At 71.0% G+C, this 26711-nt stretch carries 27 protein-coding genes, 3 tRNA genes and 1 pseudogene; 6 read left to right on the top strand and 25 right to left on the bottom strand.

Translation table 11 applies throughout. The features are described 5' to 3' along the window. Positions 1 to 69: 69 nt before the first annotated feature. Positions 70 to 525 carry a hypothetical protein gene (locus ACFVS8_RS14940; protein ID WP_387063771.1) on the bottom strand — a complete coding sequence of 152 codons (456 nt, stop codon included), beginning with the start codon at positions 523 to 525 and terminating at the stop codon, positions 70 to 72. Positions 526 to 597: 72 nt separating this feature from the next. Here ACFVS8_RS14940 and ACFVS8_RS14935 point away from each other — a divergent pair, with 72 nt between their 5' ends. Then, on the top strand, positions 598 to 1653 hold the full coding sequence (locus ACFVS8_RS14935; protein ID WP_387063768.1) for a pirin family protein: 1056 nt from the start codon (positions 598 to 600) through the stop codon (positions 1651 to 1653). A 60-nt stretch (positions 1654 to 1713) separates the two neighbouring features. Here the strand turns inward: ACFVS8_RS14935 and cls are convergent, their stop codons facing one another. The 18 genes and pseudogenes from cls to tilS all read right to left on the bottom strand — a co-directional run bounded on the left by cls (position 1714) and on the right by tilS (position 18753). Beyond that, positions 1714 to 3189 carry a cardiolipin synthase gene (gene cls / locus ACFVS8_RS14930; protein ID WP_387063766.1) on the bottom strand — a complete coding sequence of 492 codons (1476 nt, stop codon included), beginning with the start codon at positions 3187 to 3189 and terminating at the stop codon, positions 1714 to 1716. A 4-nt stretch (positions 3190 to 3193) separates the two neighbouring features. Then, entirely contained in the window at positions 3194 to 3391 is a 198-nt protein-coding gene (locus ACFVS8_RS14925) for a hypothetical protein (RefSeq protein ID WP_387063763.1), read from the bottom strand. A gap of 87 nt (positions 3392 to 3478) precedes the next feature. Continuing rightward, positions 3479 to 3622, bottom strand: coding sequence for a hypothetical protein (locus ACFVS8_RS14920; RefSeq protein WP_387063760.1), 144 nt, complete (start codon positions 3620 to 3622; stop codon positions 3479 to 3481). A gap of 50 nt (positions 3623 to 3672) precedes the next feature. Continuing rightward, on the bottom strand, positions 3673 to 5199 hold the full coding sequence (gene lysS, locus ACFVS8_RS14915; protein ID WP_387063757.1) for a lysine--tRNA ligase: 1527 nt from the start codon (positions 5197 to 5199) through the stop codon (positions 3673 to 3675). 186 nt (positions 5200 to 5385) lie between these two features. Continuing rightward, positions 5386 to 6216: pseudogene (gene panC / locus ACFVS8_RS14910) on the bottom strand (pantoate--beta-alanine ligase); the annotation flags it as partial. A 50-nt stretch (positions 6217 to 6266) separates the two neighbouring features. Further along, positions 6267 to 7022, bottom strand: coding sequence for a Rossmann-like and DUF2520 domain-containing protein (locus ACFVS8_RS14905; protein WP_387063754.1), 756 nt, complete (start codon positions 7020 to 7022; stop codon positions 6267 to 6269). Further along, positions 7019 to 8767: a PH domain-containing protein gene (locus ACFVS8_RS14900; protein ID WP_387063752.1), complete on the bottom strand. Its 1749-nt coding sequence runs from the start codon at positions 8765 to 8767 to the stop codon at positions 7019 to 7021. The genes ACFVS8_RS14905 and ACFVS8_RS14900 overlap by 4 nt, the downstream gene beginning before the upstream one ends. Further along, the gene (locus ACFVS8_RS14895) at positions 8764 to 9468 is read right to left on the bottom strand and encodes a PH domain-containing protein (RefSeq protein ID WP_387063749.1); all 705 of its coding nucleotides are present in this window, start codon (positions 9466 to 9468) and stop codon (positions 8764 to 8766) included. The genes ACFVS8_RS14900 and ACFVS8_RS14895 overlap by 4 nt, the downstream gene beginning before the upstream one ends. Further along, positions 9461 to 9934 carry a DUF3180 domain-containing protein gene (locus ACFVS8_RS14890; protein ID WP_387063747.1) on the bottom strand — a complete coding sequence of 158 codons (474 nt, stop codon included), beginning with the start codon at positions 9932 to 9934 and terminating at the stop codon, positions 9461 to 9463. Before ACFVS8_RS14890 ends, ACFVS8_RS14895 begins: the two co-directional genes overlap by 8 nt. Further along, a complete protein-coding gene (folK, locus tag ACFVS8_RS14885; RefSeq protein WP_387063744.1) occupies positions 9931 to 10416 on the bottom strand; it encodes a 2-amino-4-hydroxy-6-hydroxymethyldihydropteridine diphosphokinase in 486 nt (161 codons plus the stop codon). The genes ACFVS8_RS14890 and folK overlap by 4 nt, the downstream gene beginning before the upstream one ends. After that, positions 10413 to 10799 (bottom strand): dihydroneopterin aldolase, encoded by a 387-nt coding sequence (folB, locus tag ACFVS8_RS14880; protein ID WP_387063742.1) that lies wholly within the window; start codon positions 10797 to 10799, stop codon positions 10413 to 10415. The genes folK and folB overlap by 4 nt, the downstream gene beginning before the upstream one ends. After that, positions 10792 to 11583, bottom strand: a complete 792-nt coding sequence (folP, locus tag ACFVS8_RS14875; RefSeq protein WP_387063905.1) for a dihydropteroate synthase — start codon at positions 11581 to 11583, stop codon at positions 10792 to 10794. Before folP ends, folB begins: the two co-directional genes overlap by 8 nt. A gap of 23 nt (positions 11584 to 11606) precedes the next feature. After that, the gene (gene folE / locus ACFVS8_RS14870; protein WP_387063739.1) at positions 11607 to 12200 is read right to left on the bottom strand and encodes a GTP cyclohydrolase I; all 594 of its coding nucleotides are present in this window, start codon (positions 12198 to 12200) and stop codon (positions 11607 to 11609) included. Positions 12201 to 12236: 36 nt separating this feature from the next. Further along, a complete protein-coding gene (gene ftsH / locus ACFVS8_RS14865; protein WP_387063737.1) occupies positions 12237 to 14255 on the bottom strand; it encodes an ATP-dependent zinc metalloprotease FtsH in 2019 nt (672 codons plus the stop codon). 60 nt (positions 14256 to 14315) lie between these two features. After that, a complete protein-coding gene (locus tag ACFVS8_RS14860) occupies positions 14316 to 15065 on the bottom strand; it encodes a DUF2652 domain-containing protein (protein ID WP_387063734.1) in 750 nt (249 codons plus the stop codon). A gap of 75 nt (positions 15066 to 15140) precedes the next feature. Next, positions 15141 to 16835, bottom strand: a complete 1695-nt coding sequence (locus ACFVS8_RS14855; protein ID WP_387063732.1) for an MFS transporter — start codon at positions 16833 to 16835, stop codon at positions 15141 to 15143. A 65-nt stretch (positions 16836 to 16900) separates the two neighbouring features. Beyond that, positions 16901 to 17452: a hypoxanthine phosphoribosyltransferase gene (gene hpt / locus ACFVS8_RS14850; RefSeq protein WP_387063729.1), complete on the bottom strand. Its 552-nt coding sequence runs from the start codon at positions 17450 to 17452 to the stop codon at positions 16901 to 16903. Positions 17453 to 17673: 221 nt separating this feature from the next. Beyond that, positions 17674 to 18753: a tRNA lysidine(34) synthetase TilS gene (tilS, locus tag ACFVS8_RS14845; protein WP_387063727.1), complete on the bottom strand. Its 1080-nt coding sequence runs from the start codon at positions 18751 to 18753 to the stop codon at positions 17674 to 17676. Between the two features lie 89 nt (positions 18754 to 18842). Here tilS and ppa point away from each other — a divergent pair, with 89 nt between their 5' ends. Further along, entirely contained in the window at positions 18843 to 19328 is a 486-nt protein-coding gene (gene ppa, locus ACFVS8_RS14840; protein ID WP_387063724.1) for an inorganic diphosphatase, read from the top strand. Positions 19329 to 19643: 315 nt separating this feature from the next. Here the strand turns inward: ppa and ACFVS8_RS14835 are convergent, their stop codons facing one another. Further along, entirely contained in the window at positions 19644 to 20954 is a 1311-nt protein-coding gene (locus tag ACFVS8_RS14835; protein WP_387063721.1) for a C40 family peptidase, read from the bottom strand. Continuing rightward, a complete protein-coding gene (locus tag ACFVS8_RS14830; protein WP_387063718.1) occupies positions 20947 to 22239 on the bottom strand; it encodes a M23 family metallopeptidase in 1293 nt (430 codons plus the stop codon). Before ACFVS8_RS14830 ends, ACFVS8_RS14835 begins: the two co-directional genes overlap by 8 nt. Before the next feature lie 240 nt (positions 22240 to 22479). On the opposite strand from ACFVS8_RS14830, the gene ACFVS8_RS14825 reads away from it, so the two are divergent. The 3 genes from ACFVS8_RS14825 to ACFVS8_RS14815 all read left to right on the top strand — a co-directional run bounded on the left by ACFVS8_RS14825 (position 22480) and on the right by ACFVS8_RS14815 (position 22851). Then, a tRNA-Glu gene (locus ACFVS8_RS14825) sits at positions 22480 to 22552 on the top strand. A gap of 84 nt (positions 22553 to 22636) precedes the next feature. After that, positions 22637 to 22710, top strand: a tRNA-Asp gene (locus ACFVS8_RS14820). Positions 22711 to 22778: 68 nt separating this feature from the next. Then, positions 22779 to 22851, top strand: a tRNA-Phe gene (locus tag ACFVS8_RS14815). Between the two features lie 37 nt (positions 22852 to 22888). On the opposite strand, the gene ACFVS8_RS14810 is transcribed toward ACFVS8_RS14815, so the two are convergent. Both ACFVS8_RS14810 and ACFVS8_RS14805 read right to left on the bottom strand, forming a co-directional pair. Then, entirely contained in the window at positions 22889 to 24187 is a 1299-nt protein-coding gene (locus tag ACFVS8_RS14810; protein ID WP_387063716.1) for a tyrosine-type recombinase/integrase, read from the bottom strand. Then, positions 24187 to 24384, bottom strand: a complete 198-nt coding sequence (locus ACFVS8_RS14805; protein ID WP_387063713.1) for a hypothetical protein — start codon at positions 24382 to 24384, stop codon at positions 24187 to 24189. The genes ACFVS8_RS14810 and ACFVS8_RS14805 overlap by 1 nt, the downstream gene beginning before the upstream one ends. A 138-nt stretch (positions 24385 to 24522) precedes the next feature. On the opposite strand from ACFVS8_RS14805, the gene ACFVS8_RS14800 reads away from it, so the two are divergent. Then, positions 24523 to 25236: a hypothetical protein gene (locus ACFVS8_RS14800; protein WP_387063710.1), complete on the top strand. Its 714-nt coding sequence runs from the start codon at positions 24523 to 24525 to the stop codon at positions 25234 to 25236. A 174-nt stretch (positions 25237 to 25410) separates the two neighbouring features. On the opposite strand, the gene ACFVS8_RS14795 is transcribed toward ACFVS8_RS14800, so the two are convergent. Together ACFVS8_RS14795 and ACFVS8_RS14790 are read right to left on the bottom strand one after the other, a co-directional pair. Further along, positions 25411 to 25878, bottom strand: coding sequence for an HIT domain-containing protein (locus tag ACFVS8_RS14795; RefSeq protein WP_387063707.1), 468 nt, complete (start codon positions 25876 to 25878; stop codon positions 25411 to 25413). Next, entirely contained in the window at positions 25875 to 26711 is an 837-nt protein-coding gene (locus ACFVS8_RS14790) for a macro domain-containing protein (protein WP_387063703.1), read from the bottom strand. Before ACFVS8_RS14790 ends, ACFVS8_RS14795 begins: the two co-directional genes overlap by 4 nt.

Genomic DNA, 26711 nt, shown 5'->3' with positions numbered 1-26711 from the left:
AGCAGAGGCGCCCGATATGCGAGTGTTCGCCGTGGGCGCACGACCGGTTCGTCGTGAGGAGTGCTGCCGCTACTTGATGGCGAGCGTGTAGGACTGCTCGCCGACCTCGACCACGAGGGGCTCGGTGTCGGTGACGAAGACGGGGCTCCAGAAGACGGTCGTGTGCGGCACGAAGTCCATGGTGCACACCTCGTCGTCGGCCGGGCCCTCGACGTCGACCGAGACGCGGTTGCCCTCGCCGGCGCGGTCGACCACGTTGATGCGCGTGCCGACGACCGGGCAGGTCGAACTGCCCGAGATCGTGATCGCGATCTGGCCGCCCTGCTGCAGCCACGTGGCCGAGAGGCCCTCGTCGGCGGCGCTCTCGTCGGTGTGGCCCTCGGCGTCGCCCTCGTGGTCGCTCACCGGCTCGCCGCTGAAGTTCTCGATCGGACGCGGGCTCGGGTTGCACGCGGAGAGGAGGAACACGGATGCCACGGCGACGGCTGCCAGACCGGCACGACGAAGGGTGAGGGAGGAGTGCATGCGGTAATGGTATCGGTTCACCCGCGCACGGCGCGCGTCGAGACGTCGACGACCCGGGGCTAGCATGCGGACATGAGCAATCTCGAACGCGATCCCGTCGAGCTCGTGTGTCCGCCCGAGCGCTCGGGCGCCGCGTCGATCACGGTGCTCCAGCCGCGCGACGTGCCGCTCGGCGGCCCTCGGGCCATGCAGGTGCGGCGCACGCTCCCCCAGCGCGGGCGCACCACGATCGGCGCCTGGTGCTTCGTCGACCACTACGGCCCCGACGAGGTCGCCGCGTCGGGCGGAATGGTCGTGCCGCCGCATCCGCACACCGGACTGCAGACCGTGAGCTGGCTCTTCGAGGGCGAGATCGAGCACCACGACAGCACGGGCAGCGCCGAGTTCGTGCGCCCCGGCGCGGTCAACCTCATGACCGCGGGCCGGGGCATCGCCCACTCCGAGGTGTCGACGCCCGCGACGACCCGCCTGCACGGCGTGCAGCTCTGGGTCGCGCTGCCGAACGCCACGCGCGACGTCGCACCGTTCTTCGAGCATGCCGACACCGTGCCCGTGCAGGTCGACGACGCGGTCGTGCGCGTGTTCGCCGGCGCACTGCCCGGCATCGACGACGAGGCGTCGGTCACCGTCTTCTCCCCGCTCGTCGGCGCGCAGGTCGAGCTGCCGGCGGGCGGCGAGGCGTGGATCGAGCTCGATCCCGCGTTCGAGCACGGCGTGCTCGTCGATCTCGGCCCGGTGACCGCGACGATCGCCCTGCTCGAGGGCGAGCACGACGACGGCTCGGCCGACGCCGACCCGCTCCAGGTCGCCGGCCACACCTCGCATCTCTCGGCGAACGAGCTCGGGCACATCGCGCCCGGCCACGAGGGGGTGCGCCTGCGCGCGGGCGACCACGGGCCGGCCCGCGTGATCCTCATCGGCGGAGTGCCGTTCGGCGAGGAGCTCGTGATGTGGTGGAACTTCATCGGCCGCAGCCACGACGAGGTCGCCGAGTTCCGCCGCGCCTGGCAGGCCGACGTCATCGCGCGCGGCGACGCCGACGGGCGCTTCGGCACGGTCGACGGCTTCGACGGCGATCCGCTGCCTGCGCCCGAGCTGCCGACGGTGCGCCTGAAGCCGCGCGCCTGACTCCCCGCGCCTCGAAGCCGCGCGCCCGACGCAGCGCGCCCGCCCGCGGCATCCGCCCCGCTACTGCAGCGCGGAGGTGAGCCTGGCGAGGTTGTCGAGCACGGTCGAGCGGATCGGCTGGCGCATCCACTCGTCGAGCGTGAGCTCGCGGCTGTCGTCGCGGTACCCGTCTTCGACGGCGCGCATCTCCTGCACGAACGAGCGGCCGCGCACGAGCAGGGAGATCTCCATGTTCAGCTCGAACGAGCGGATGTCCATGTTGCTCGAGCCGATGACGGCCACGTCGTCGTCGATGGTGAAGTGCTTCGCGTGCAGGATGTACGGCGCCTTGTACATGTAGATCTTCACGCCCGCCCGCAGCAGCGCCTCGTAGTACGAGCGTTGCGCGTGGTAGACGAGCGCCTGGTCGCCGATCTCGGAGACGAACAGCTCGACGTGCACGCCGCGCTGGGTCGCACCGCTGATCGCGACGAGCATCGACTCGTCGGGCACGAAGTACGGACTCGTGATGATGAGCTTCTCCTTGGCCGCGTAGAGCAGCGCGAGGAACAGCTTCAGGTTGTTCTGCGTCGAGAACCCGGGGCCGCTCGGCACGACCTGGCAGTCGAGGTCCTGGGCCTCGCCCGGCTGGTCGAACGAGTCCGTGATGTCGCCGGTGAGCTCTTCACCCGTCTCGAGGTACCAGTCGGTGCGGAAGATCACGTCGAGCCCCGACACGATCGGCCCCTCGAGCCGCGCGACGAGCTCCTTCCACTTGAGCCCGCGACGGATGTTCCCGCGCTTGTTGTAGCTGCGGTCGATGAGGTTCTGCGAGCCCATGAACGCGACCTCTCCGTCGACCACGAGGATCTTGCGGTGGTTGCGCAGGTCGGGGCGCTGGTACTTGCCCTTGAACGGCTGCACGGGCAGCATGAGCTGCCAGTTCGCGCCGATGGCCTCGAGCCGGCGTAGCGTGCGCCGGTACCCCTTCGACCGCAGCGACGCGATGTGGTCGAGCAGCACCCGCACCTGCACGCCCCGCGCGACCGCGTCGCCGAGCGCCGCGAAGAACGGCTCGGTGGTCTTGTCGAGCGCGAGGATGTAGAACTCGACGTGCACGTACCGCTTCGCCCCGGCGACGGCCTCGGTCATCGCGTCGAGGGAGTCCTGGTAGCCGCCGATGAGGCTCGCACTGTTCGACCCGATCAGCGGCATCGCTCCGAGGTTGCGGTTCAGGCGCACGACGCCCGCGAACCACGACGGCCACGAGGTCGAGTCGCTCACCCGCTCGACGCCGTGCGTCGCCTCGCGGATGACCTTGTCGACCTCGGCCTGCTTCTCGCGACGCCGCTTCGGGAGCTTCGGATTGCCGATGAGGATGAAGAAGAGCACCCCGAGGTACGGGATGAAGAAGATCGCCAGCAGCCACGCCATGCCCGCGGTCGGGCGCCGGTTGCGGGGCACCACGATGATCGCGATGATGCGGATGATCAGGTCGACGGCGAGCAGCGTGAAGGTCACGATCGCCGTGACCGTGGCCGTCTCCTCCGCGGTCATCGGGTCAGTCGGTGGAACGCTCGGGGCTGCGGTCGCGCCGCGGCAGGCCCAGCTTCGCGCGCTCCTCGGCCTCGATCTGGGCGTACGCCGCACGCTCGGTGCGGTCGGCACGCAGGATCGCGCGCATCACGAACCAGAAGATGAGTCCGATGAGCACCGTCGGTGCGAGCGACCAGATCGCGTTGGCCCAGAAATCGTCCATAGGCCTTCAGGATACGTGGTCAGGCTGGGAAATCGGATGCCGCGGCGCGGCGCCCGTTCGGGGGCCGTGCCGCGGCATCCTCTCGGGTCAGGTGAGCAGGCCCCAGATGCCGGATCCGAGGAGGTAGGCGCCGACCGCGCCCACGATGATCCAGATCGCGACGCGCGTGTTCGACGGACGCTTGGGGTCGGGGTCGGGCTCGAGCTCGCTCTTGGGGAGGTGGTCGTTCATCTGCGGCATCCGCTCTTCGTATCGGGGTGGCGCGGCCGGTTCGCCGGGCGCTACTTGACCAGCGGGAAGAGGATGGTCTCGCGGATGCCGAGGCCCGTGAGCGCCATGAGCAGCCGGTCGATGCCCATGCCCATGCCGCCCGACGGCGGCATGCCGAACTCGAGCGCGCGCAGGAACTCCTCGTCGAGGCGCATGGCCTCGGGGTCGCCGCCGGCCGCGAGCTTGGCCTGCTCGACGAACCGCTCGCGCTGCACGACCGGGTCGACGAGCTCGGAGTAGCCCGTGGCGAGCTCGAAGCCGCGCACGTAGAGGTCCCACTTCTCGACGACGCCCGGGGTGCTGCGGTGCGCGCGCACGAGGGGCGACGTGTCGAGCGGGAAGTCCATGACGAACGTCGGACGCACGAGGTCGCCCTTGATGTGGTGCTCCCAGAGCTCTTCGACGTACTTGCCGGGCAGCGGGTGCTCGATCTCGATGCCGGCCTCGTCGGCGAGCTGCTTGAGCCGTTCGATCGGGGTCTCGGCCGTGATCTGCTCGCCGACCGCCTCGGAGAGCGTGCCGTACATCGAGATGCGGTCCCACTCGCCGCCGAGGTCGAACTCGGTGCCGTCGGCCCAGGTCACGACGTGCGAGCCGCTCGTCGCCATCGCCGCATCTTGGATGAGCTGCTGCGTGAGGTCGGCCATCGTCGTGTAGTCGCCGTAGGCCTCGTACGCCTCGAGCATCGCGAACTCGGGCGAGTGCGTCGAGTCGGCGCCCTCGTTGCGGAAGTTGCGGTTGATCTCGAACACGCGCTCGATGCCGCCGACGACCGCGCGCTTGAGGTAGAGCTCGGGCGCGATGCGCAGGTAGAGCTCGGTGTCGAACGCGTTCGAGTGCGTCACGAACGGGCGGGCGGATGCGCCGCCGTGCATCACCTGCAGCATGGGCGTCTCGACCTCGACGAAGCCGAGCCCCGCGAACGTCGAGCGCAGGCTCGCGTTGGTCTTGGCACGGTCGAGCACGTTCTTGCGCGCCTGCTCGCGGGCGATGAGGTCGAGGTAGCGGCTGCGCACGCGCGTCTCTTCGTTGAGGTCGTTGTGCAGGTTCGGCAGCGGCAGGATCGCCTTGGCCGCGATCTGCCACGCGTTCACCATGATCGACAGCTCGCCGCGGCGGCTCGTGATGACCTCGCCGGCGACGAACACGTGGTCGCCGAGGTCGACGAGCTCCTTCCAGGCGGCGAGCGACTCCTCGCCCACCTCGGCGAGCGAGACCATGGCCTGGATGCGGCTGCCGTCGCCCGACTGCAGGGTCGCGAAGCACAGCTTGCCCGTGTTGCGCGAGAACACCACGCGGCCGGCGAGGCCCGCCTGCTCGCCCGTGGCGACGTCGGCCTCGAGGTCGGTGAACTGCGCGCGCACCTGCGGGATGGTGGTCGTGATCGGCAGGCGTACCGGGTAGGCGCCGCCGCCCAGGTCTTCGGATGCCGCGATCAGGCGCTCGCGCTTGGCGAGGCGCACGGCCTTCTGCTCACTGATCTCGGCCGCGGTGGGCTCGTCGGCGGGCAGGGCGGAATCCGTCTGGGTCTCGGCCATCGTTCTCTCTCGTCGCGGGGCACGTGCCCGTCAAGCCTACTCAGCCGGGCTGGGCGGTTGCTTCGCGCGGTCGGCGGAGGCGTCGGCGGCGTCGGAGGTGGCGTCGGAGGTGGCGTCGGCAGCGGCCTGGGAATCGGCATCGCCGGCGGCGTCCCCTGCGACTGCGCCGACGCTCGAGCCGGCGCCGAGTTCGACGAAGGCGTTGTCGATCAGGCGCGTCGCGCCGACCCGGGCGGCGACGAGCACGAGCGCCCGGCCGGTGAACGCACCCTCGATCGGGAGGAACGTGGCGGGGTCGACGACGACGAAGTAGTCGAGGTCGACGCCGTCGTGGTCGCCGAACGCGGCGACGCCCTCGGCGAGCAGCTCGGACGTGCCGTCGGCGGCGGCCGTGCGGGCGGCGTCGAGCGACTCGGCGAGCACGAGGGCCGCGACGCGCTCGCGCTCGTCGAGGAACCGGTTGCGGCTCGAGAGCGCGAGCCCGTCGGCCTCGCGCACCGTCGGCACGACCTCGATGCGCAGGCGCAGGTCGAGGTCGGCGACCATGCGGGTCACGAGGAACACCTGCTGGGCGTCCTTCTGACCGAACACGGCGACGTCGGGCTGGGCGATCGAGAAGAGCTTGGCGACGACCGTGAGCATGCCGTCGAAGTGGCCGGGGCGGTGCGCGCCCTCGTAGCGCTCGCCGGCCTCGCCTGCGCCGACCCGGGTGCCCGACTGGCCGTGCGGGTACATCTCGGCGACGTCGGGCGCGAACACAACCTCGACGCCGAGGCCGGCGAGTGCCGCGACATCTGCCTCGAGCGTGCGGGGGTAGCGGTCGAGGTCTTCGGCCGGGCCGAACTGGAGCGGGTTCACGAAGATCGACACGACGACCACGTCGGCGAGTTCGCGAGCGCGTCGCACGAGTGCGAGATGCCCGTCGTGCAGCGCGCCCATCGTGGGCACGAGGGCGACGGATGCCCCGGCGCGGCGTCGTTCGTCGAGCACGGCCCGCAGCCCGGCGATGGTGTTCACCGTGCGAGTGCCGGTCGCCGGGGCGAGCGTCGCCGCACTGGCCGCGTCGGTCACGTGGCACCTCCAAGCGGCCGCTCGTCTGCGGCCCCGTCGATCGTACTCGCACCTTCGGGACGCGGGCCGGGGTCGTGGCGGGCCAGCGCGTTCTCGACCGCGCTGCGCACGAGCGGCGCGAGCACCGCGCCCGGTCTCGGCATGCCGATGCCCTCGAGGATTCCGCTCGCCTGGTCGACGATCGCGCTCGAGAACGAGACGGCGGTCTCGATGGCCTCGCCGTAGGCGGCACGGTCGGACTCGGCGACGACGAAGGGCTCGCCGCCCATCTCGACGACGAGCGCCTGCCCGATCGGAAGCACCGGCCCCGGGGCCGTCACGGCGAACCACGTGCCCGGCAACCGGGCGAGGTCGATGCTCGTGCCCGTGAACGTCATCGCCGGATGCACGGCGAGCGGGATCGCGCCCGCTCGTCTGGCAGGGTCGAGCACCGACGTGCCGAGCCGCGCGTTCGTGTGCAGCACGAGCTGCCCCGGCTGCCACACGCCCGCGTCGGCGAGGCCGGCCACCAGCGGCGCCAGTTCGGGCTCGGGCACGGCGAGCAGCACGAGTTCGCTGCGCTCGATGATCTCGGGCACCGGCAGCACCGGCACCTGCGGGAGCATGACGGCCGCGCGTTCGCGGCTCGCCTCGGACACCGCCGAGATGCCGGTGAGCGCATGGCCGACCCCCGCGAGGGCGGAGGCGAGCACGGCGCCCACCCGCCCGGCGCCGATCGTGCCGACCCCGAGGCGCCCCGCGCGGTCGCTCACGACACCGCCTCCGCGACCTCGTCGCGTGCCGCGCCCCAGTGGTGGCTCTCGTCGGCCCCGGCCCACACGACGGCGTCGGCGGCGAGCCGCTCGAACAGCGTGGCGGCCTCGTCGGCATCGGCGACGGGCAGTTCGACGGTGACCGGGCCGGCGAGCGTGTGCACCCGCACCGACGCGAGACGCAGCATCCGGCGCACCGGACCGCGGCTGAGCGCGACCGACTGCACGCGCGCGAGCGGCATGACCGCGAGCGATCGCGTGAGGGCACCCCGGCGGAACAGTGCGACGCCGCCCGTCGCCGACCAGCCGATGCGCCGCCACGAGAACGGGCGGAGCCACGCCGCACGCCTCGGCGTGGTCGAGAACCCGCCGGTCGCCCCGCGCCCCGTCAGCCCGGCCGAGAACACCGGGTCGATCGCGGAGGCCGCACCGGGCAGCAGCAGCTCGAGCACCCGTCGCACGTCGTCGGCGCGGCCGACGGGAAGCACCATCGTGCGCTGCACGGCCTCGCTCGACGCACTTGCCTGGCCCGCGAGGTTCACGCGCACCGACCACCAGCCGAACGGCCGCCAGAGGATCCACTGCGTCGCCTCGACGGCGTGCACGCGCCCCGGCGGGATCGTCTGGTTCGCGGTCGAGAGCAGCCCGTGGCCGATGCGCACGCCGTCGGGCGTGCCGGCGATCGAGTACCGCAGAGATTTCGTGATGCGCGACCACAGGTAGCCCACGAGGCCGATCACGGCCGGGATGAACGAGAAGATCACCCACTCCTGGCCTGCGGCGATGCCCGTGACGATGATCGCCGCGAACACGATGATCGAGATGGTCGTGCCGCCGAGCATCGTCGAGCCGAGCACGCGCCCGACCGAGAGGTGCACGACCGACTCGGGAGCCGCGAGGGTCGGATCGAGCTCTGGCGCGAGGAACTCGTCGACGCGGCGGTTCAGCACCGCGGAGACCTGACCCGATCGCGAGACGGATGCCGCGGAGACCTGACCCGATCGCGAGACGGATGCCGCGGAGACCTGACCCGATCGCGAGACGGATGCCGCGGAGTCAGGGTCTGCGGCACCGGCGAGGGTCGACGCGGGGGCGGGGCCCGCGGCATCCGTCACCGGGTGCTGCGCCTGCGGCGCCGTGCCCCGGGACTTCGCGGCCCTGGCGCCCGATGCGAGCCGCAGGATGTCGGCGCGCAACCCGTCGGCGAGGGCCGAGCCGAGGTAGGCGAGCTGCACGTTGCCCGACTCGCCCGCGACCGAGACGTCGAGCTTGGCCGTGCCGAACAGGCGGGCGAACACCGGCCGGTTGATGTTGACGCCCTGCACGCGGTCGAGCCGTGCCGACCGATGCGAGCGGAAGAGGATGCCGCTGCGCACCTCGACGGCCTCGGGCGTGATGCGGAACGTGTGCATGCGCCACGAGAGCCAGAAGCCGACGATCACGCCGATGACGACGAGCACGACGGCGAGGAGGGCCCAGCCGACCGCGCCGTTCACGACGATCGCGCCGACCGGGTCGTTGGCCCAGTCGTTCTGCCACTCGCCGTAGCGCCCGTCGAGCTCGTCGCCCGCGTCGGGCACGAAGATCACCAGGAACATGTCGACGAGGCGCTCGCGCAGGTTCGCGAGCACGAAGCCGAGCACCGCGATGAACACGAGGCCGCCTCGCAGCAGCGGGCTCGCCGGATGCAACCGGTGCCACTCGCCGTCGGCGAGTGCGGTGACCGGCGCGGCCGGAGCGGTCACAGCCCCGCCCGTCGGGTCTCGGCGAGGGCCACGAGCTCGTCGCGCAGGCGCTCGGCGTCTTCGAACGGGATGCCGGGCACCGTCACCGCAGTAGCCGCGGCGGCGGTCACGAACTTGAGGTCGGCGAGTCCGAGCGCCCGGGCGACCGGCCCGCGCGTGACGTCGACGAGCTGCATGCGGCCGTACGGCACCGCCACCTGGCGCTGGTACATGATGCCCCGGCGGAAGAGCAGGTCGTCGGCGCGCAGGCGGTAGCCGATCGAACGCACGCGGCGCGGCTCGAACGCGATCGTGACGAGCGAGATCACGCCGACCGCCACGGCGGCCCATACGGCCCACCACCAGCCGAACACGAAGTAGGCGACGAGGAACGCGGCGACGAAGACCACCATGCCCACCAAGGACCCGACGACCTCGACGACGACGTACTTCGGCGAGACGCGGCGCCAGTCGTCGTCGATCGGCACGGCGTGCTCGACGGTGCTCGTCGGATCTTCGCCGGCCGCTGCGGACGGCGCCGCGTCGGGAACGGGCGCTGCCTCCGGAACGGGCGAGGCCTCGGCAACGGGTGCAGCCTCGGCACCGGGAGCGGCCTCGGCAACCGGCGCAGCCTCGGCCGCGGGCGCGGCCTCCGGAACAGGTGCGGCGTCAGGAGCCGGCGCAGCCGCAGGCGCCTCAGGCAGGTCGGGTGCCTCAGGCATGTGCGTGCTCCTCGTGCTCGGGGTCGGTGTCGTCGGGCGGAAGGCTGCAGAAGTGCTCGGCCACGAGGCCGCCGACGAGCAGCACGGCCCCGCCGATGGCGGTGGCGAACGCGGGCCAGACGGTCGAGGCCGGCGGCACCACGCTGCGCGTGAGCAGGAACACCGCGACGCCGAGCCCCAGGCCGAGCAGCAGCGCCCCGCTCAGCGCACTCGCCTTCGCGAGCACGGCCGTGCGCATGGCCCGGAAGGGATCGAGGTGCTTGGTCGACTGCTGTTTGACCGCCTTGCGGATGGGCCAGGCCAGCGCGACGACGATCGCGGCGATGCCGACGAGCGTGATCGCGAGCGAGATCGGCGGAACGAGCGCCTTGCCGCCGGCTGAGACGATGGCGAGGTCGACGAGATAGCCGATGACGACCCCGGCGACCACGGCCGCGACGACCGCGCTCGGATGGGTTCGCTTCATCGCCTGGTCACCTCGTCGTGGGCCTCGGCGCGCAGCGCGGCGACGGGCCCGCGGCCGGGCAGCACGGCGTCGGGTTCGAGGTCGAGCCACGGCTGCAGCACGAACGCGCGCTGCCAGGCCCGCGGATGCGGCAGCTGCAGCCCGGTGTCGTCGATGACGAGCCCGTCGACGTCGATGAGGTCGAGGTCGAGCGTGCGATCGCCCCAGTGCTTGAGCCGCTGCCGACCGTGCGCGGCCTCGATCTCGTGCAGGGCCGCGAGCAGCGCGTGCGGGGTGATCGAGGTCTCGACGATGACCACGCCGTTCAGGTACCCCGGCGCATCGCGGTCGACGCCCTCGTCGGTGATCGCGGGGGTCTCGTAGACCGGGGAGACCGCGGTGAGCTCGACGCCCGGCACCTCGGCCAGGTCGCGCACGGCTCCGGCGATCGTCGCCTCGCGGTCGCCGAGGTTGGCCCCGAACGCCACGACCGCGCGGCTCATGCTCGAGCCCGCACGATCGAGACCGAGACATCCGCGAAGGGAACCGTGATCGGCGCCTGCGGCTTGTGCACAGTGACCTCGGCCAGCTCGACCGCGGGGTACGACAGCGCGACCGCGGCGACCCGTTCGGCGAGCGTCTCGATGAGATCGACGGGGTCGCGTTCGACCGCGGCGACCACCGCCTCGGCGAGCTCGCCGTAGTGCACGGTCCGCGAGAGGTCGTCGCCCGAGGCCGCCGCACGCAGGTCGACCTCGACCGAGACGTCGATGACGAACTCCTGGCCCTGCTCGCGCTCGAAGTCGAAGACGCCGTGATGCGCCACGACCCTGAGGCCGGTCAGGGTGATGCGATCGCCCGGTCGTCGGTTGCGCTGCTCAGCCACGTCGTCCACTCTGCCACGCTCCGACGACGTCGAGGGCGCGGCGCGTGGAGCGCACGTCGTGCACGCGCACGCCCCATGCGCCGGCCTGGGCCGAGAGCGCGCTGACGACCGCCGTCGGCAGGTCGCGCTCGGCCATGGTCGCGTCGTCGGGCAGCAGCGACCCGATGAACCGCTTGCGCGAGGCGCCGATGAGCACGGGCAGCCCGAGCGCGGCGAGCACGTCGAGGCGGGCGAGCACCTCCCAGTTCTGGTCGCCGGTCTTCGAGAACCCGAGGCCCGGGTCGAGGATGATGCGCTCGTGCGCGACGCCCGCGGCGTGCAGCACGTCGACGCGCTGCGCGAGCTCGTCGCGCACCTCGACGGCGATGTCGGCGTAGGCGTTCAGCACGTCCATACGGTCGGAGTGGCCGCGCCAGTGCATCGCGACGTAGACCGCCCCTGTGTCGGCGACGGCCGGCACCATGGCGGGATCGGCGAGCCCCGCCGAGACGTCGTTGATGATCTCGGCACCGGCCTCGACGGCCGCCACGGCGGTCGCGGCCCGCATCGTGTCGACGCTCACGCGGATGCCGCGGCTCGCGAACTCGCGCACGACGGGCACCACCCGGCGCAGCTCCTCCGCGGGTTCGACCCGAGCGGCACCGGGCCTGGTCGACTCGCCCCCCACGTCGAGGATGTCGGCGCCGTCGGCGACGAGGGCGAGCCCGTGCGCGACCGCGCGGTCGACGTCGAACCACTCGCCGCCGTCGCTGAAGGAGTCGGGCGTCACGTTGACGACGCCCATGACGAGCGTGCCGGCAGCGGCGTTCACGCTGCGCCGCCCCCGATGAGGGCGATGATCTCGGCGCGGGCCGCGGGCTCTGAGAGCTCGCCCCTGGCGACGATCGTGATCGTCGAGCTGCGCTCCTGCCGCGAGCCGCGGGTCGTCACGCACCGGTGCTGGGCGTCGAGCACCACGAGCACGCCCCGCGGGTCGAGGCCCGTCTCGAGGGTGTCGGCGATCTCTTCGGCGAGGCGCTCCTGCAGTTGCGGACGTGCCGCGAGCGTGTCGACCACCGCGGGGATGCGCCCGAGGCCGACGACCCGGTCGCCGGGCAGGTACGCCACATGGGCGGTGCCGACGAACGGCAGCAGGTGATGCTCGCAGACCGATCGGAAGGCGAGGTCGCGCAGCACCACGGCGTCGGAGGTCGCGGGCGCCCCGGAGTCGGAGGTGCCGATGGGCACCGCGTCGGCCAGGTGGCTCAGCGGGTCGACGGCCAGGCCGCCGAAGAAGTCCGCATAGGCCTCGGCCACGCGTGCAGGCGTGCGCTGCAGGCCCGCACGCTCCGGGTCTTCGCCGATGGCGAGCAGGATCTCGTGCACGGCGCGTTCGATGCGCTCGGTGTCGACACCGGCCATGTCCACCCTCCCAGGTCGGCGCGGCGCCCGCGGCGGCTAGGCCGTCGCGGGTCGCGGGTTCTGACGCGGCGTGCGCTTGGGCGCGGGCTCCTCGATCGGGGTGTCCTGGGAGTCCACGCCGCCGTCGACCATGCCCTCGTCGATGGGCAGCCGGTCTTCGGGGAACGTGATCGGCGGGATGTCCGACACGGGGCGCTTGTCGCTCGAGAGCCACAGCGGGCGCTCGGGGAGCTTCTTCACGTCCTTGAAGATCTCGGCGATCTGGTTGTGGTCGAGCGTCTCGTGCTCGAGCAGCTCGGCGGCCAGCTTGTCGAGGATGTCGCGGTTGTCGTTCAGCACCTGCCACGCCTCGTCGTGCGCCTGCTCGATGAGCGTGCGCACCTCGCCGTCGACGCGCTCGGCGATCTCCTCGGAGTAGTCGCGCTGGTGGCCCATGTCGCGGCCGAGGAAGACCTCGCCCTGCGACTGGCCGAGCTTCACGGCGCCGACGTTAGCCGACATGCCGTACTCGGTGACCATCTTGCGGGCCGTCGAGGTGGCCTTCTCGATGTCGTTCGAGGCTCCGGTCGACGGGTCGTGGAACACGATCTCTTCGGCGACGCGGCCGCCCATGGCGTAGGTGAGCTGGTCGAGGAGCTCGTTGCGGGTGACCGAGTACTTGTCTTCGAGCGGCATGACCATCGTGTAGCCGAGGGCGCGCCCGCGCGGGAGGATCGTGATCTTGGTCACGGGGTCGGTGTAGTTCATCGCCGCAGCCGCGAGCGCGTGTCCGCCCTCGTGGTAGGCCGTGATGAGCTTCTCCTTGTCCTTCATGACGCGGGAGCGGCGCTGCGGGCCGGCGATCACGCGGTCGACGGCCTCGTCGAGCGCGCGGTTGTCGATGAGCTGCGCGTTCGAGCGCGCGGTGAGGAGCGCGGCCTCGTTGAGCACGTTCGCGAGGTCGGCGCCGGTGAAGCCGGGCGTCTTGCGCGCGAGCACCTCGAGGTCGACGCCCTTGGCGAGCGGCTTGCCCTTCGAGTGCACCTCGAGGATGCGCTGGCGGCCCTTGAGGTCGGGCGCGTCGACGCCGATCTGCCGGTCGAAGCGACCGGGGCGCAGCAGTGCGGGGTCGAGGATGTCGGGGCGGTTCGTCGCTGCGATGAGGATGACGTTGGTCTTCGGGTCGAAGCCGTCCATCTCGACGAGCAGCTGGTTCAGCGTCTGCTCGCGCTCGTCGTGACCGCCGCCGAGGCCGGCGCCGCGGTGGCGGCCGACCGCGTCGATCTCGTCGACGAAGATGATGGCCGGCGCGTTCTGCTTGGCCTGGTCGAAGAGGTCGCGCACGCGGCTGGCGCCCACGCCGACGAACATCTCGACGAAGTCGGATCCGGAGATGGAGTAGAACGGCACGCCGGCCTCACCCGCGACCGCGCGGGCGAGCAGCGTCTTGCCGGTGCCGGGAGGGCCGTACAGCAGCACGCCCTTCGGGATACGGGCGCCGACGGCCTGGAACTTCGCGGGCTCCTTGAGGAAGTCCTTGATCTCCTCGAGCTCCTCGATGGCCTCGTCGCTGCCGGCGACATCGTCGAAGGTGACCTTGGGGCTCTCCTTCGAGACGAGCTTCGCCTTCGACTTGCCGAACTGCATGACGCGGTTGCCGCCGCCCTGCATGCCGGAGAGCATGATCCAGAAGAAGAGGCCGATGAGCACGAGCGGCAGGAGGATGCCGAGCATCGAGAGGAACCAGTTCGGCTGCGGCACCTCGTCGTTGAAGCCGTCCTTCGGGTTCGCCTCGTCGATGGCGGCGACGACGTCGGCGCCGCGGGGCGTGACGTAGTAGAACTGCACCTGCTTGCCGTACTCGTCGTCGGCCGAGGTGAGCGTGAGGTCGACCCGGTTCTCGCCGTCGACCATCTTGGCCGAGGCGACCTTGTCGTCCTTCAGAAACTCGAGTCCCTGCTGCGTCGACACCTCTTTGAAGCCGGAGGCCGTGATCAGGCTCGTCCCGATCCAGACGGCGACGATCGCCAGCAGGATGTAGATGATCGGCCCGCGCAGGATCTTCTTCATGTTCATGGTCTTGCAAGGCTACCCCGGCGTCGCCGGACGTCGGCCGAATGTTCGCTGTGGGCTGTCTCAACCCGCCGGAACGGCCTCCGTCGGCACGAGGTGCTGCGGTTTGCGGGTGCCCATCATGTAGGGCAGCCCGCGGCCGACGGCCGCGAACGTGCGCCCGAGGCGTCCGCGCCAGGTCGGTGCGGGAGGCGACTCGGCGGGGTAGTCGAGGTCGCCGACGTCGACGAAGTAGGCGCGCGTCGGACCGAATCCCTCGAGGTCGGGTTCGACCTCGCGCACGGTGCCGGGCACCGAAGTCTCGCTGGTGCGGTAGAGCTCCTCGGAGAGCAGCACGTACTCGGGGATGTCGACGGGGTTCTTGAGCATGCGGTGCACGAGGATCACGTCGATGCCGACGAGCTTGGTGCGATCGCGGATGCGCTGGGTGGCGACGTCGCCGATATGCGCCACGAACTTGAGCTTGAGCCCGTCTGGCCCCTTGCAGCCCGAGCACGGGCAGAGGTTCGCCGCGACGTACCGCCGCTCCTGGTGGAAGGCCCGGTGCATGGCCGCCGCGGCGGAGAGCAGCGAGGCCATCTCGGCGTCGCCCGCCTCCGCGCCACTCGAGTCGCCCGATGCGACCGAGCGCGAGAGGAAGGCGGCGTCGCCCTCGACCTCGATGAGGTCGTAGCCGGGTGCCGCGTCGATCATGCGCTCGAGCATGCGCGCGGTGTTCACCTCGGCGTGCGCGAGGCTCATGCGATGGGAGCTCATGTAGTCGGTGTACCCACCGATGTCGGCGATCAGCAGGACGGCACGGCCCGAGGTCATGGGCACACGATCCCACCAAGTTGAAGGTTTCTCAATACTCAGTTCGGGGGTGGCGACGCAGACCCGGGCCGCCGCTCACGTGCCGGGCGTCGGGCCCCCGTCGGGCGGTTCCTCGGGCGAGTACCGGCCGAGCCGGCCGTCGACCTCGTCGGACGCGGCCCGCGCGCTGGCCGTGTACCCCAGCACCACCGTCAGGAAACGCTCCGGCCGGAGCGCCCGGAGCGAGAGCGCGGTCCGCGCCGTCACGGTGGCGGTGCGGGGCGTTCGACGCAGCAGCGCGATCTCGCCGAACCCGTCGCCGGGGCCGAGCGTCGTGATGACGCGGCCGTCGCCGAGCACGTCGGCGGCCCCCGACTCGACGACGTAGTAGCGGTCGCCGGCATCGCCCTGCCGGAACACGTCGGCGCCCGCGTCGACGGCGACCGGCTCGAGGCTCCGGGCCAGCTGCTCGATCGAGGGCAGCGGCAGGCTGCCGAACATGGGCACGCTGCGCAGCAGCCCGACATCCGCATCGAGCACGTCGACCGACCGGTCGAGGGTGCGAAGCCGCGGCCAGCAGACGATCGCGAGCACCGGGCAGACCAGTCCGACCGCGATGAGGGCGGCCGGCACGCCGAACCCGTCGACCAGCACGCCCGCCACGACCGCTCCGATGCCGATGAAGACGGCGACCAGGCTCTCGAGCACGCCGAACACCCGCCCGAGCACCTCGTCGGGCGTGAGCCTGGCGATGAGCGTGAACCCGGCGACGTCGATGAGCGCGTTGCCGACGCCGATGAAGGCGAGCAGTCCGAGGGCTGCCGACTGCTGCGGCACGAGCCCGACGAGCGCCAGCGGCAGGCCCCAGAGCGCGACGCCGACCGCGAACCACGCCCCGAGCCGCCCGGTGCCGACGAGGAACGAGGCGCCGAGCGACCCGAGCACCGCGCCCACGCCGACCGAGGTCATGAGGGCGCCCACCCCCGGTTCGCCGGTGCCGAGCAGTTCGATCGCGACGACGACCGAGAGCACGGTCAGGGCCCCGCGGGTGAGGGCCTGCGCCGCAGCGAGCCCGAGGATCAGCAGCAGGTCGCGATCCCGCGCGACCGCGCGCACGCCCTCGACCGCCTCGGCGACGAGGTTCGGACGGCTCGGCGCCGGAGGCCGCGGAGGCGCGTCGTAGCGCAGGCCCACGAGGAGCGCAGCCGCGAGGAACGAGGCCGCCGCGGCGACCGCGAACACGACGTCGACCCCGGTGAACTGCAGCAGCACCGCGGCCAGGAGCGGGCCGACGAGGGTCGCGGCCGAGTCGAGCAGCCCGCGCACCATGTTCGCGCTCGCGAGTTCGTGACCGGTGGTGCAGAGCGACGGCAGCAGCGCCGAGTGGGCCGGCCGGTAGAGCGTCGCCGCGATCGTGGAGAGCACCGCCAGCACGTAGACCACGACGGTCGGCCAGGCGAGCGCGACGACGACCGCGGCTCCGGCCGTCGCGACGCCGCGCACGATCGAGACGAGCACCAGCACGCGCTCACGGCGCCCGCGATCGGCGATGGGCGAGAGCAGCGGGGCGAGGATCGCCGACGGGAGCATGCGCAGCAGTCCGACGAGCCCGACGGCCGCGGCCCCGCCGTCGCGATAGGCGACGATGCCGAGGGCGACCGTGAACGCCCACTCGGCGGTCCAGGCCCCGAGGAAGCTCAGCTGGGCGCGACGCAGGTTGGGGTTCCGCCAGTTGCTCGTGAACGCGGCGGCAGCGTCGTGCAGCCTGCCGCGGCGACGACCATCGCCCATGAGGAGAACTCTAGGACTCGGGCGCCGCCGCGCGCCGGATCAGCGCAGACCCGCCGCGCGCCGGATCAGGAGTAGACGTGCGGCGCGAGGATCGCCACGTCGCGCAGGTTGCGGTAGCGCTCGGCGTAGTCGAGGCCGTAGCCGACGACGAACTGGTTCGGGATGTCGAATCCGAGGTACTTGACGTCGATCTCGACCTTGGCGGCGTCGGGCTTGCGCAGCAGCGCGCAGATCTCGATCGAGGCCGCACCGCGCGACTCGAGGTTCTCGAGCAGCCACGAGAGCGTCAGGCCGGAGTCGATGATGTCTTCGGCGATGAGCACGTGCCGGCCGGTGAGGTCGGTGTCGAGGTCCTTCAGGATCTTCACCACGCCCGACGACTTGGTGCCGGCGCCGTAGCTCGAGACGGCCATCCAGTCCATGCTGATGTGCGAGCGCAGCTCGCGCGCGAGGTCGGCCATGACCATGACGGCGCCCTTCAGCACGCCGACGAGCAGGATGTCCTTGCCCTCGTAGTCGGCCTCGATGCGGCGGGCGAGCTCGGCGAGCTTCGCGTGGATCTCGGCTTCGGTGACGAGGACTTCGGTCAGGTCGGCTTCGATCTCGCTCGCGTACATGGGCGCTCCTCCGGTGCGGTGGTGGTCGGGGCACGTCTGCCGTGGGTGCGCGGCGAAACGGATGCATCGAGCCTAATCGCACCCGCCCGGCCCCGTCGCCCCTGATCGGGGCGCACTTCGCCGACCGCCACGGCACCGGCACGACCGCCACGGCACCGGCACGACCGGCACGGCACGACCAGCACGGCACCGCCAAGACCGCCACGGCACCGCCGCGCGCGTCAGTGGTCGTGCGGGAGGATCTCGGTCGAGCCGGTCGTCGAGAACACGACGTAGCGGCCGGCGCGGGTCGCACGCACGCCGTCGGGCAGCTCGAGCGGCCCCTGCCCGTGCCAGTCGGTCACGAGGCGGGCGACCTCGAGCGTCTGCACGCGCGAGAGCGCGACGCCGAACTCGCTGCCGATCACGTGGCGGATGATGCGCTGGCGCAGGGCCGCGGGGTTCGCAGCGAGCGCGCCGACCGAGACGGCGATGCCGGCCTCGGCGGGCTCGCAGATCTCCTCGATGAGCTCGTCGATCTGGGCCTCGAACGCGTCGTCGTCTTCGCGCAGCTGCTCGGCGGTGCGCACGAGCGCCTCGGCGATGCCGGGGCCGAGCTCGGCCTCGAGCACGGGCAGCACGCGTTCGCGCACCCGCACCCGCGCATACGAGGGGTCGGCGTTGTGCGGGTCGGTCCACGGTTCGAGCCCGGCGTCGGCGCACGCCTGCACGGTCGTCGAACGGCGGATGCCGAGCAGCGGCCGCGCGTAGCGCCCCGAGCGTGCGGGCATGCCGGCCAGGCTCGCGGCCCCCGATCCACGCGCGAGCCCGAGCAGCACGGTCTCGGCCTGGTCGTCGAGGGTGTGCCCGAGCAGCACGCCCGCGGCATCCGTCTGCCTCGCGGCCTCGTCGAGCGCGGCGTAGCGGGCACGGCGGGCGGATGCCTCGGGGCCGCCCTCGCCGCCGACGTCGACGCGCGTGACGAGCACCGGATCGAGCCCGAGGCCGCGCGCCTGCTCGGCCGCGCGCGCCGCGACCTCGGCGGAGCCGGCCTGCAGCCCGTGGTCGACGGCCACCGCTCCGGCGCGGAGGCCGGCGCGCGGCGCCTCGAACGCGACGCCCGCGGCGAGTGCGAGCGAGTCGGGCCCGCCAGAGAGCGCGACGAGCACGAGACCGTCGGCGGGCACCCCGTCGAGCACGGCGCGGACCGCCCGGCGCACGTCGGCGATCGGCGGGGTCAGGCGGGGGCGGCGGGCCGCGGCATCCGCTCGTTCGCCCTGATCGCGCGTGCTCGGATCGCTCGGTTCGGTGGCAGGAGGCATCAAGTAACCTTATTCCGCCGATCGCGACCGGCCCCGAGGCGGGCGACGGCGCACGCGCACAGCGCATCCACCAACCGAGGAGAACCCACATGGGCGAGTACGCCGCCGTCATCGAGATCCCCAAGGGGAGCCGCAACAAGTACGAGGTCGACCACGAGACCGGTCGCGTGTTCCTCGACCGCGTGCTCTACACGACGTTCGTCTACCCCACCGACTACGGCTACTTCGAGAACACCCTCGGCCTCGACGGCGACCCCGTCGACGTGCTCGTGCTGCTCGACTACCCGCTGTTCCCGGGCGTGGGCGTGAAGGTGCGCCCCGTCGGCGTCTTCAACATGACCGACGACGGCGGCAGCGACGCCAAGGTCATCGCGGTGCCCGCCGGCGACCCCCGCTGGAACCAGATCCAGGACGTGAACGACATCCCCGAGTTCACGCGCAAGGAGATCGAGCACTTCTTCGAGCACTACAAGGACCTCGAGCCCGGCAAGTGGGTCAAGACCGAGGGCTGGGGCGACGCCGCTGAGGCCGAGGCCATCATCCAGGCCGGCATCGAGGCGTTCCCCGGTCACTGACCGGAGTGCAGCACGAACGGATGCCGCGGCATCCGTGAGTCGAAGGGGCGGGCTGCGGCTCGCCCCTTCTTCGTGCGCGGCGCCGGTCGCGCGCACGCCGCTGCTGCTGCTGCACCTGAGGGGAGGAGAATCCCGCGACGGGAGGATCGTTTCGCCGAATGGGCCCTCCACTCAGCGCGAACTCCTCCCGCGGTGCGAGTCGGGTCGGGCGGAGCGGTGCGCGGAGGTGAGCGCGAACACGAGATCGACGACAGGTGACCGAACGGCACCGGTCGAGCGGATGCCGCGGGCAGGCGCCGCGGCGATGCCCGCGGGTCAGCCGGCGGGCCGGGCCGCCGCGGCGGGCGAGCCCCAGATGAAGTACTCGCGCACGGGCACGCCCTCGCGCGGAGCCTCGAGGATGCGACCCCCGCCGAGGTAGATCGCGACGTGGTAGTAGTCGCCGCCCCCGCCCCAGAAGAGCAGGTCGCCGCGCTGGATGTCCCACAGCGGCACGGCCTTGCCGCGTGCGGCGAGCGTGTAGTACTGATTCGTCGCGGAGTGCGTGCCGATGCCGATGCCCGCGGAGCCGTAGGCCGCCTGGGTGAGGCCGGAGCAGTCCCAGACGTCGGGGCCCGCGCCGCCGAGCACGTAGGGCTCGCCGAGCTGCTGGCTCGCGAACCAGATCGCCGTCTCGACCGCTCCCGCGTTGGGCGGTCCGGGAGCCGGAGCGGGCGTGCCTCCCCCGCCGGCGTCGCCGCCGCTGTCGCCGCCGCCGTCACCACCGCCGTTCGCCGCCTCCTCGGCCGCCGCCGCAGCTGCTGCGGCCGCCGCGGCCTCCGCCGCCGCCCGCGCGGCCGCCGCGGCCTCGGCCGCCTCGCGCGCCTGGCCCTCGGCCCGTTCGCGCTCGAGCTCGGCGGTCGTGCCCTGCAGGCTCGCGAGCTGCGCGTAGAGCTCCTGCGACCGCTGCTGCTGCTCGGCGACCGCCGCGTTCGCGGCATCCGCTGCGGCAGCCGCCTCGTCGGCGCGCGTCTCGGCGAGGGCCGCGAGCCGCTCGCGTTCGGCCGCGGCATCCGCAGCCTGCGCACGCAGTGCGTCGGCCGTGTTGCGGTCGACGGTCGCCTGCTCGTAGACCTCGTTGGCCTGCTCGCCGAGCTTGGACGCCATGCCCAGCTGGCGCAGGAGCTTGCTCGCGTCGTCGCCCGAGAGCATGAGCTCGGCCGACAGGTCGCCGCCGCCCGACTTCGCCAGGTGCGCGGCGAGGAGCCCGGCCCGCATCTTCGAGATCTCGGCCACGGCGTCGGCCTCGTCGGCCTGCGCACCGAGCTTCTGCTCGCGCTCGGCGGCCCGGTCGCGCTCGTCGACGGCGACCCGCCACGCCTCGTCGGCCTTCATCGAGGCCTCCGCCGCGGCATCCGCTGCCGACTGCAGCCCCGTGAGCAGCGCGCCGACGCGGTCGATCTCGGCCTGCTTGGTCTGCTCGTTGGCCTTCGCCTGCTCGATGTCGCTCCACGATGGGTAGTCGGGGTCGGCGAACGCCGGGCCGCCCGCAGCGGCGACGGATGCCGCGACCGCACCGATCGCGACGGTCGAGAACACGGTCGCGGGCTTCACGCGCGAGATGGGGCGGGTGCGGTTGTCAACCAAGGCCGACCCCCCTCGCAGCCATGAACGGGATGGGGTCGATACGGTAGCCGTCGGTGTAGACCTCGAAGTGCAGGTGGCAGCCCGTCGAGGCGCCCGTCGTGCCGCTCCACGCGATCTGCTGGCCCGCCGAGACCCACTGGCCGTAGCCCACGAGGGTGCCGCCGTCGACGATGTGGGCGTATCCGGTCCAGACGCCACCGCCGTGGTCGATCTGCACGTAGTTGCCGTAGGTGCCCGACCAGCCGGCGAAGCGCACGACGCCACTGTTCGCCGCGTAGATGGGGGCGCCGCATCCGGTGCCGAGGTCGACCGCGTAGTGGAAGCTGCCCGAGCAGCCGCCCGACGAGCAGATCGACGAGCGCGGGCCGTAGGTGCCCGTGATGCCGCCCCACGCCGGCGATGCCCAGCCCGAGCTCGCGACGGTGCCGGGCGAACCGTTCGCGAGGGCCTCCTGCCGACGCTTCTCCTCGGCCTCGCGGCGCTTGCGCTCCTCCTCCTTGCGGATGCGCTCGCCCTCCTCGTAGGCCTTCGACGTCTTCGCCTCGGTGTCCTTCAGGAACTTCAGCTGCTGCTCGAGCTCGATCTTCTTCGCCTCGGACTCGGCGAGCGCAGCCTCCGCGGCTGCCTGGGCGGCCTGCGCGGCCGCGAGCGCCTCTTCAGCGGCGATGCGCAACTTCTCGCGCTCGGCCGCGGCCACGTCGGCCTGGCCCGCCAACGCGGTCGCCGTGTTCGCGGCCTCGTTCGCGCCGTCGTAGATCGCCGAGGTGCGCTCGACCATCTTCTCCATGCTGCCGAGCTTGCCGAGCAGGGTCTCGGTCGCGACCGAGTCGCCCGCATCGAGGAACAGGCTGACCCCGACGTCGCCCGTGCCCGCACGGTACAGCTGCGCGGCGACCTGGCCGGCGTTCGCCTCGGCCTCCGCCGCCTTCTGCGCGGCGGCATCGGCCTGCGCCTGGATCTGGTTCGCGCGGTACACCGCGTCGTCGTACGCCTGCTGTGCTGCGATGAGTTCGTCGGTGCGGCGCTCGGCCTCGGCGCGGGTGGCCGCCACGTTGTCCTCGAGCTGGGCGATGAGCCCGGTGATCTCGGTCACGGCCGCGGCGCCCGCCTTGGTATTGGCCTTCGCCTCCTGCAGTTCGTCCCACGTGGGGTAGTCGGCGGCATACGCGGCCTGCGGCGACGAGACCGGCTGCACGGCGCCGACGAGCGCAGCGGCGATCACCGCGAGCCCCGCGACGAGACGACGGGTGCGGGCGGTCGACGTGCGTGATTCGGTGCGTGTCATCGGTGGTCGTGCAGGCGTGCGAGGCCTGTCGCTCCTCAGTTCTGATGCAGGGTGGCAGCCTCACCCTAGGCACGGCTCGCGCGCGAATCGGGCATTTCGCAGCGCGTGTGGCGGATGCCGCGGGCGGCCGTTCCGGGGGCTCGTGCGCCGTTCGCCGGGGCATCCGCTCGCTCGTTTTGCCATTCTGCGAAACGTCTCGTATGCTTGCTTCTCGGCGGTCATGCCCCAGGCAAGACCTCCGGCCCCATCGTTTAGTGGCCTAGGACACCGCCCTTTCACGGCGGCAGCACGGGTTCGAATCCCGTTGGGGTCACTACGAAGGTCAAGTTCCAAGCGGTCAAAACCACTCGGAACATCACGTACAATTGAATAGCTTCACCGCGCGAAAGCGCATCGAGGCCCTGTAGCGCAGTTGGTTAGCGTGCCGCCCTGTCACGGCGGAGGTCGCGGGTTCAAGTCCCGTCAGGGTCGCTCAGGCGACAAGCCCTTTCCCTTACGAGAGAAGGGGCTTTCTCCTTATTCGGGGTGTTTCACCTCGAGGCTCTGTAGCTCAGTTGGTAGAGCGTTCGACTGAAAATCGAAAGGTCACCGGATCGATGCCGGTCGGAGCCACAGTCAAAACCCCCGGTTTACCGGGGGTTTTTTCGTGTCAGCGGGTCATTCCGCGAGGCCGCCGGTGAGGCTGTGCCATTAATGTGCCATTAACGGTTCGCCTGGTTCGGCGTTGTGCCATTTCTGGTTCTGGATGGGCTGGCTTGGCGGTGCCCTTGTCGGCGGTCTGGCCGGCGCTTCTGTCGACGCTCTTGCCCGTGCTTTCGTCGGCTCGCTTGAGCGCATCGTTCAGTGCTGCGCCGGCTCGGATCGCAACGCCTTCGCGAGCGCGTGAATAGCGCTCGGTGACCTGCAGGCTCGAGTGGCCGAGGGTCGCCTGCACGTCGGGTGCCGTGGCGCCGGCGTCGAACAGGATCGTGGCGAACGTGTGCCGAAGGTCGTGGATGCGGAGGTCGGGTCGACCGATCGCCTCGCGCAGCTCCTCCCAGTTCACCGCGCGCCGGGCGTTGTGATTCGTGAGGCGTCCGCCGTCGGGTCCGTCGAAGAGCAGATCACTCCCCCGCTTGCCGTGCGCCGCCGCCTCGGCGTACGGACGCAGCGCGTCGATCAGCGGGACATCCCGTGACTTGTGGCTCTTTGGGGACTGCTCGATGAGCTCGCCGCGCATGCCCGGGCTCAGCGAGCGACTGACGCGGATGACGCCGCGCCCGAAGTCGACGTCGCCGACGCGCAGCGCGGTCGCCTCACCCGCACGCATGCCCGTGTAGACGAGGGCGGCGAAGTAGCGGCGGTACACGCCGTCGGGAATGAGCTCGAGGAGGGCGCTGATCTGCTCGAGCGTGAGCGCCCGCGAGACGGGCGAGATCGACTCGCGCATGCTCGGCCGCTTCACCTCGCGGGCCGGGTTGTAGCCGATGAACCGCGAGCGGCGGGCGCCGTCGAGCAGCCGGGAGAGCACCGCAAGCGCGTCATTCTTGGCGGATGCCCCGCCCGACCACGCGACCATCGCCGACTCGATCATGGGAGAGGTGATCTCGTCGAGCCGGTGCCGGCCGAGGCTCGGCTTGACCCGGAGCCGCCAGGCGACTCCGTAGCTGCGGGCCGTCGCCGGGCGGATGGATGACTCGATCGCCGGCCAGTACTTGTCGTACCACTGGTCGAGCGTCATCGATCCGTTCGGGTTGCGGCCGGCGACCATCTTCGCCAGCTCGCGCTTCGCCTCGGTGAGGGTGAGGAACGTGCTGGAGCGTTCGGCTGCGCCGCCCTCGACGCTCGGGCCAACGACGCGGATCTGGTAGCGCTGGCGGTCGGCGCGCCAACGGATGCCCTCAGGCAGCGGACTGCCCGTGCGCGGATCGACCCGCGACGGGGTGTCTCTCGTCGGCCGCCCGACCATCAGTGTTCCGTTCCACCCCGCGCGAGCAGTTCGTCGATGGTGTCGGCGCTCCAGAGCAGGTGCTTGCCCATGCGGGCGTCTGGCTCGGGGATGAGTCCGTCGTGGCGCAGCTTGTCGAAGCTCGAGACCGGGATGCGGCATCGCTCGGCCGCCTCGACTCGGCTCAGGTACTCGACCCTCAACGCAGTATCGGCCATGACGCTCCCCCTCGACTCATCGGCCGCCGGCTGGCATCTCGTGCATGCCGACCCACGCGCGGCTATTTGCAAGTACCTGAGATTATCACTGCGCGCGGGTTTCGGCAAGTATCTGAGTTGTGTCGCTAGACTCATGCCATGCGCCTACCCGAGCCCTCCCCGTGGGGGGACCAGTCGCGGGACGGACTCCTGGTTGCCGACGACCTCCCCGAGGGCTGGCACCTCCCGCACCGATTCCCCGGCGAGCGAAGTGACGACGCGAGCGCGCAGATCGACGAGCTCCTCGGCTACGACGACTGGAACAACCTGGAGTCCCAGATTCGGGACCAACAGGAGTCCGATCAGAACGAGACGATCGATGGCCGCTGGCGCTACATCGAGCACGCAGCCACGCACACCCGTGTGATGATCCGCCTGCAGCGCCAGATGTTCGCCGTGCCCGAGGAGGTACGCATCACGGGCGTGATCTACCTCCCCTGGCGCCCGGGTGACGCGATCACGAGCCAGCTTCTCCGCGAGCTGCCGACCGCCCGCATCGAGGCCGCGATCAACAAGCGCCTCTTCGCGATGACGTGGACCGCGACGATCATGGGCGACAAGATCGTGCTGCCCTCGGGCCACAAGATCGGCCGGCGGGACCTGCTGAAGCCCCTCGGCGACCCGAAGAAGTCGCCCGACTTCTACGAGCTGGTCGCCCTGCAGCACGGACAGCTCACACGGGAGGGCGACAGGAACCCGAGCGCGACGATGGCGGAGATCAACGGGGTTGCCCTCTCCACCGCTCAGGGCTGGATCACGAAGGCCCGCGAGCGCGGGCTGCTGCCGCCGGGAAGGCGAGGGCGGGCGGGATGACGCCGACGCCGCCCTCAGTGCAGGATAAGCCTGTGGTCGCGATCAGGTGACCGGGCCGTTCGAACGTCAACCAGAAGAAGCCAGCTGCGACGCTGGCCGGGTTATCGAGCACCGAAGCACCGGCCCGTCCGTTTCGGCCCGACTTCGCCCTACCAGACACGGTCGTTGCTCATATCAGAACTGCGCAGTGCCCTCCGACGCAGTCAGATCTAAGAATGGCGCGAGACGCTGAGCGATATCACGCGCCTGATCAAGTGAGATCTCCGGGACGGGCCCGAAGTCAGTCCCTCCACCAGGAAGAGTGCCGGCCACATGAAAATGCAGGTGCGGTATTCGCTGCGCCGCGGCGAGCCCATTGTTTTGCCACACCGCGATCCCTTCGGGTTTCTCTGCGCAGGCAACCGCTCTGGCCGCGCCCCGCAGCGCCCGCATCAAAGGACCCGTAACGCCGTCCGGGATGTCCATAATGGTTGCGAAATGCCCGACCGGCAGGACGAGCAGATGCGCACGGCCTCGCTGCTCCAGCGTGACTGCGACCGCGACGACGGAATTCCGATCGACGAATACGTAGGGTCGAGCTCCCGAAAGGTAGTCACAGAACGCGCAGCGATCGGCCTCGGGCATCGCGATCCCGTCGCTCATGCGCGCGCCAATCCCGACAGAAAAGCCTGAAGTTCCAAGTGGTTTAGCCGGTCGTAAAGTTCGGGAAGCGCAACAATCCGCAATTCATGGCACACCGGGCTCTGCCGGGCAGCGATGATGTACGACAATGCGATGAAGCGGATGGCATCTTCGGCGGGTAGCACCGGGGAGAGCCCGGACTGACCACCGCCCAGCACGGGAATTGAGAGCGCCTCACCGTTGCTGTGGCGGCGAACCGAGGCCCATAGATTTCCCAGGCTGAGCCACAGGCCATCTGCAGTTCCGTGGGCCTTGTTGTGAACGTCCATAGTCGTGTACGCAACGAAGAAATCACGAGTTCCGTGAGACTCGAGTGGGACAACAGTACCGAGTTCAAAGCGCGCAGTTCGCCCTGACTTTGCCACTGTATCGATTGGCGCGAGTTTGGCGAGGTGAGCGTCGATCGCCGCATCAAGTCCATCTGCGTCACCGCGCCACTTCCGTGAGAGGTAAATACCTTGCACGCTTCTCGGCGATATCTGCGGCGAACGCGTATCGAAGGTGTCGCAGGTGCCGACCACCAAATGGGTGTCCTGCTCAAAGAGGTCACCTCGAACTACTTTGATCGTTGTATTCGGCGCGCTGAATGCTGCCTCGACCGGCCGCGGCCAGGCCCTCCACAGCCCAAACCCGATCGCGAAGATCAAACACGGCCACGCGACCCACGCGTGCTCCGCTTTCAGCGTTCCGACGAATAAAGCGACCAGCCCGGCGATCGCTGAGGCCACGCCGAGCGCGGCGAACAAATTAACGAAGAATCGGCGCCAAAAGCGCCATCGCTTGAGGTGGCTCAC

The sequence above is a fragment of the Agromyces sp. NPDC058110 genome, from assembly GCF_042884735.1.
Taxonomy (GTDB): Bacteria; Actinomycetota; Actinomycetes; order Actinomycetales; family Microbacteriaceae; genus Agromyces.
This window is presented reverse-complemented; position numbering and strand designations above follow the sequence as displayed.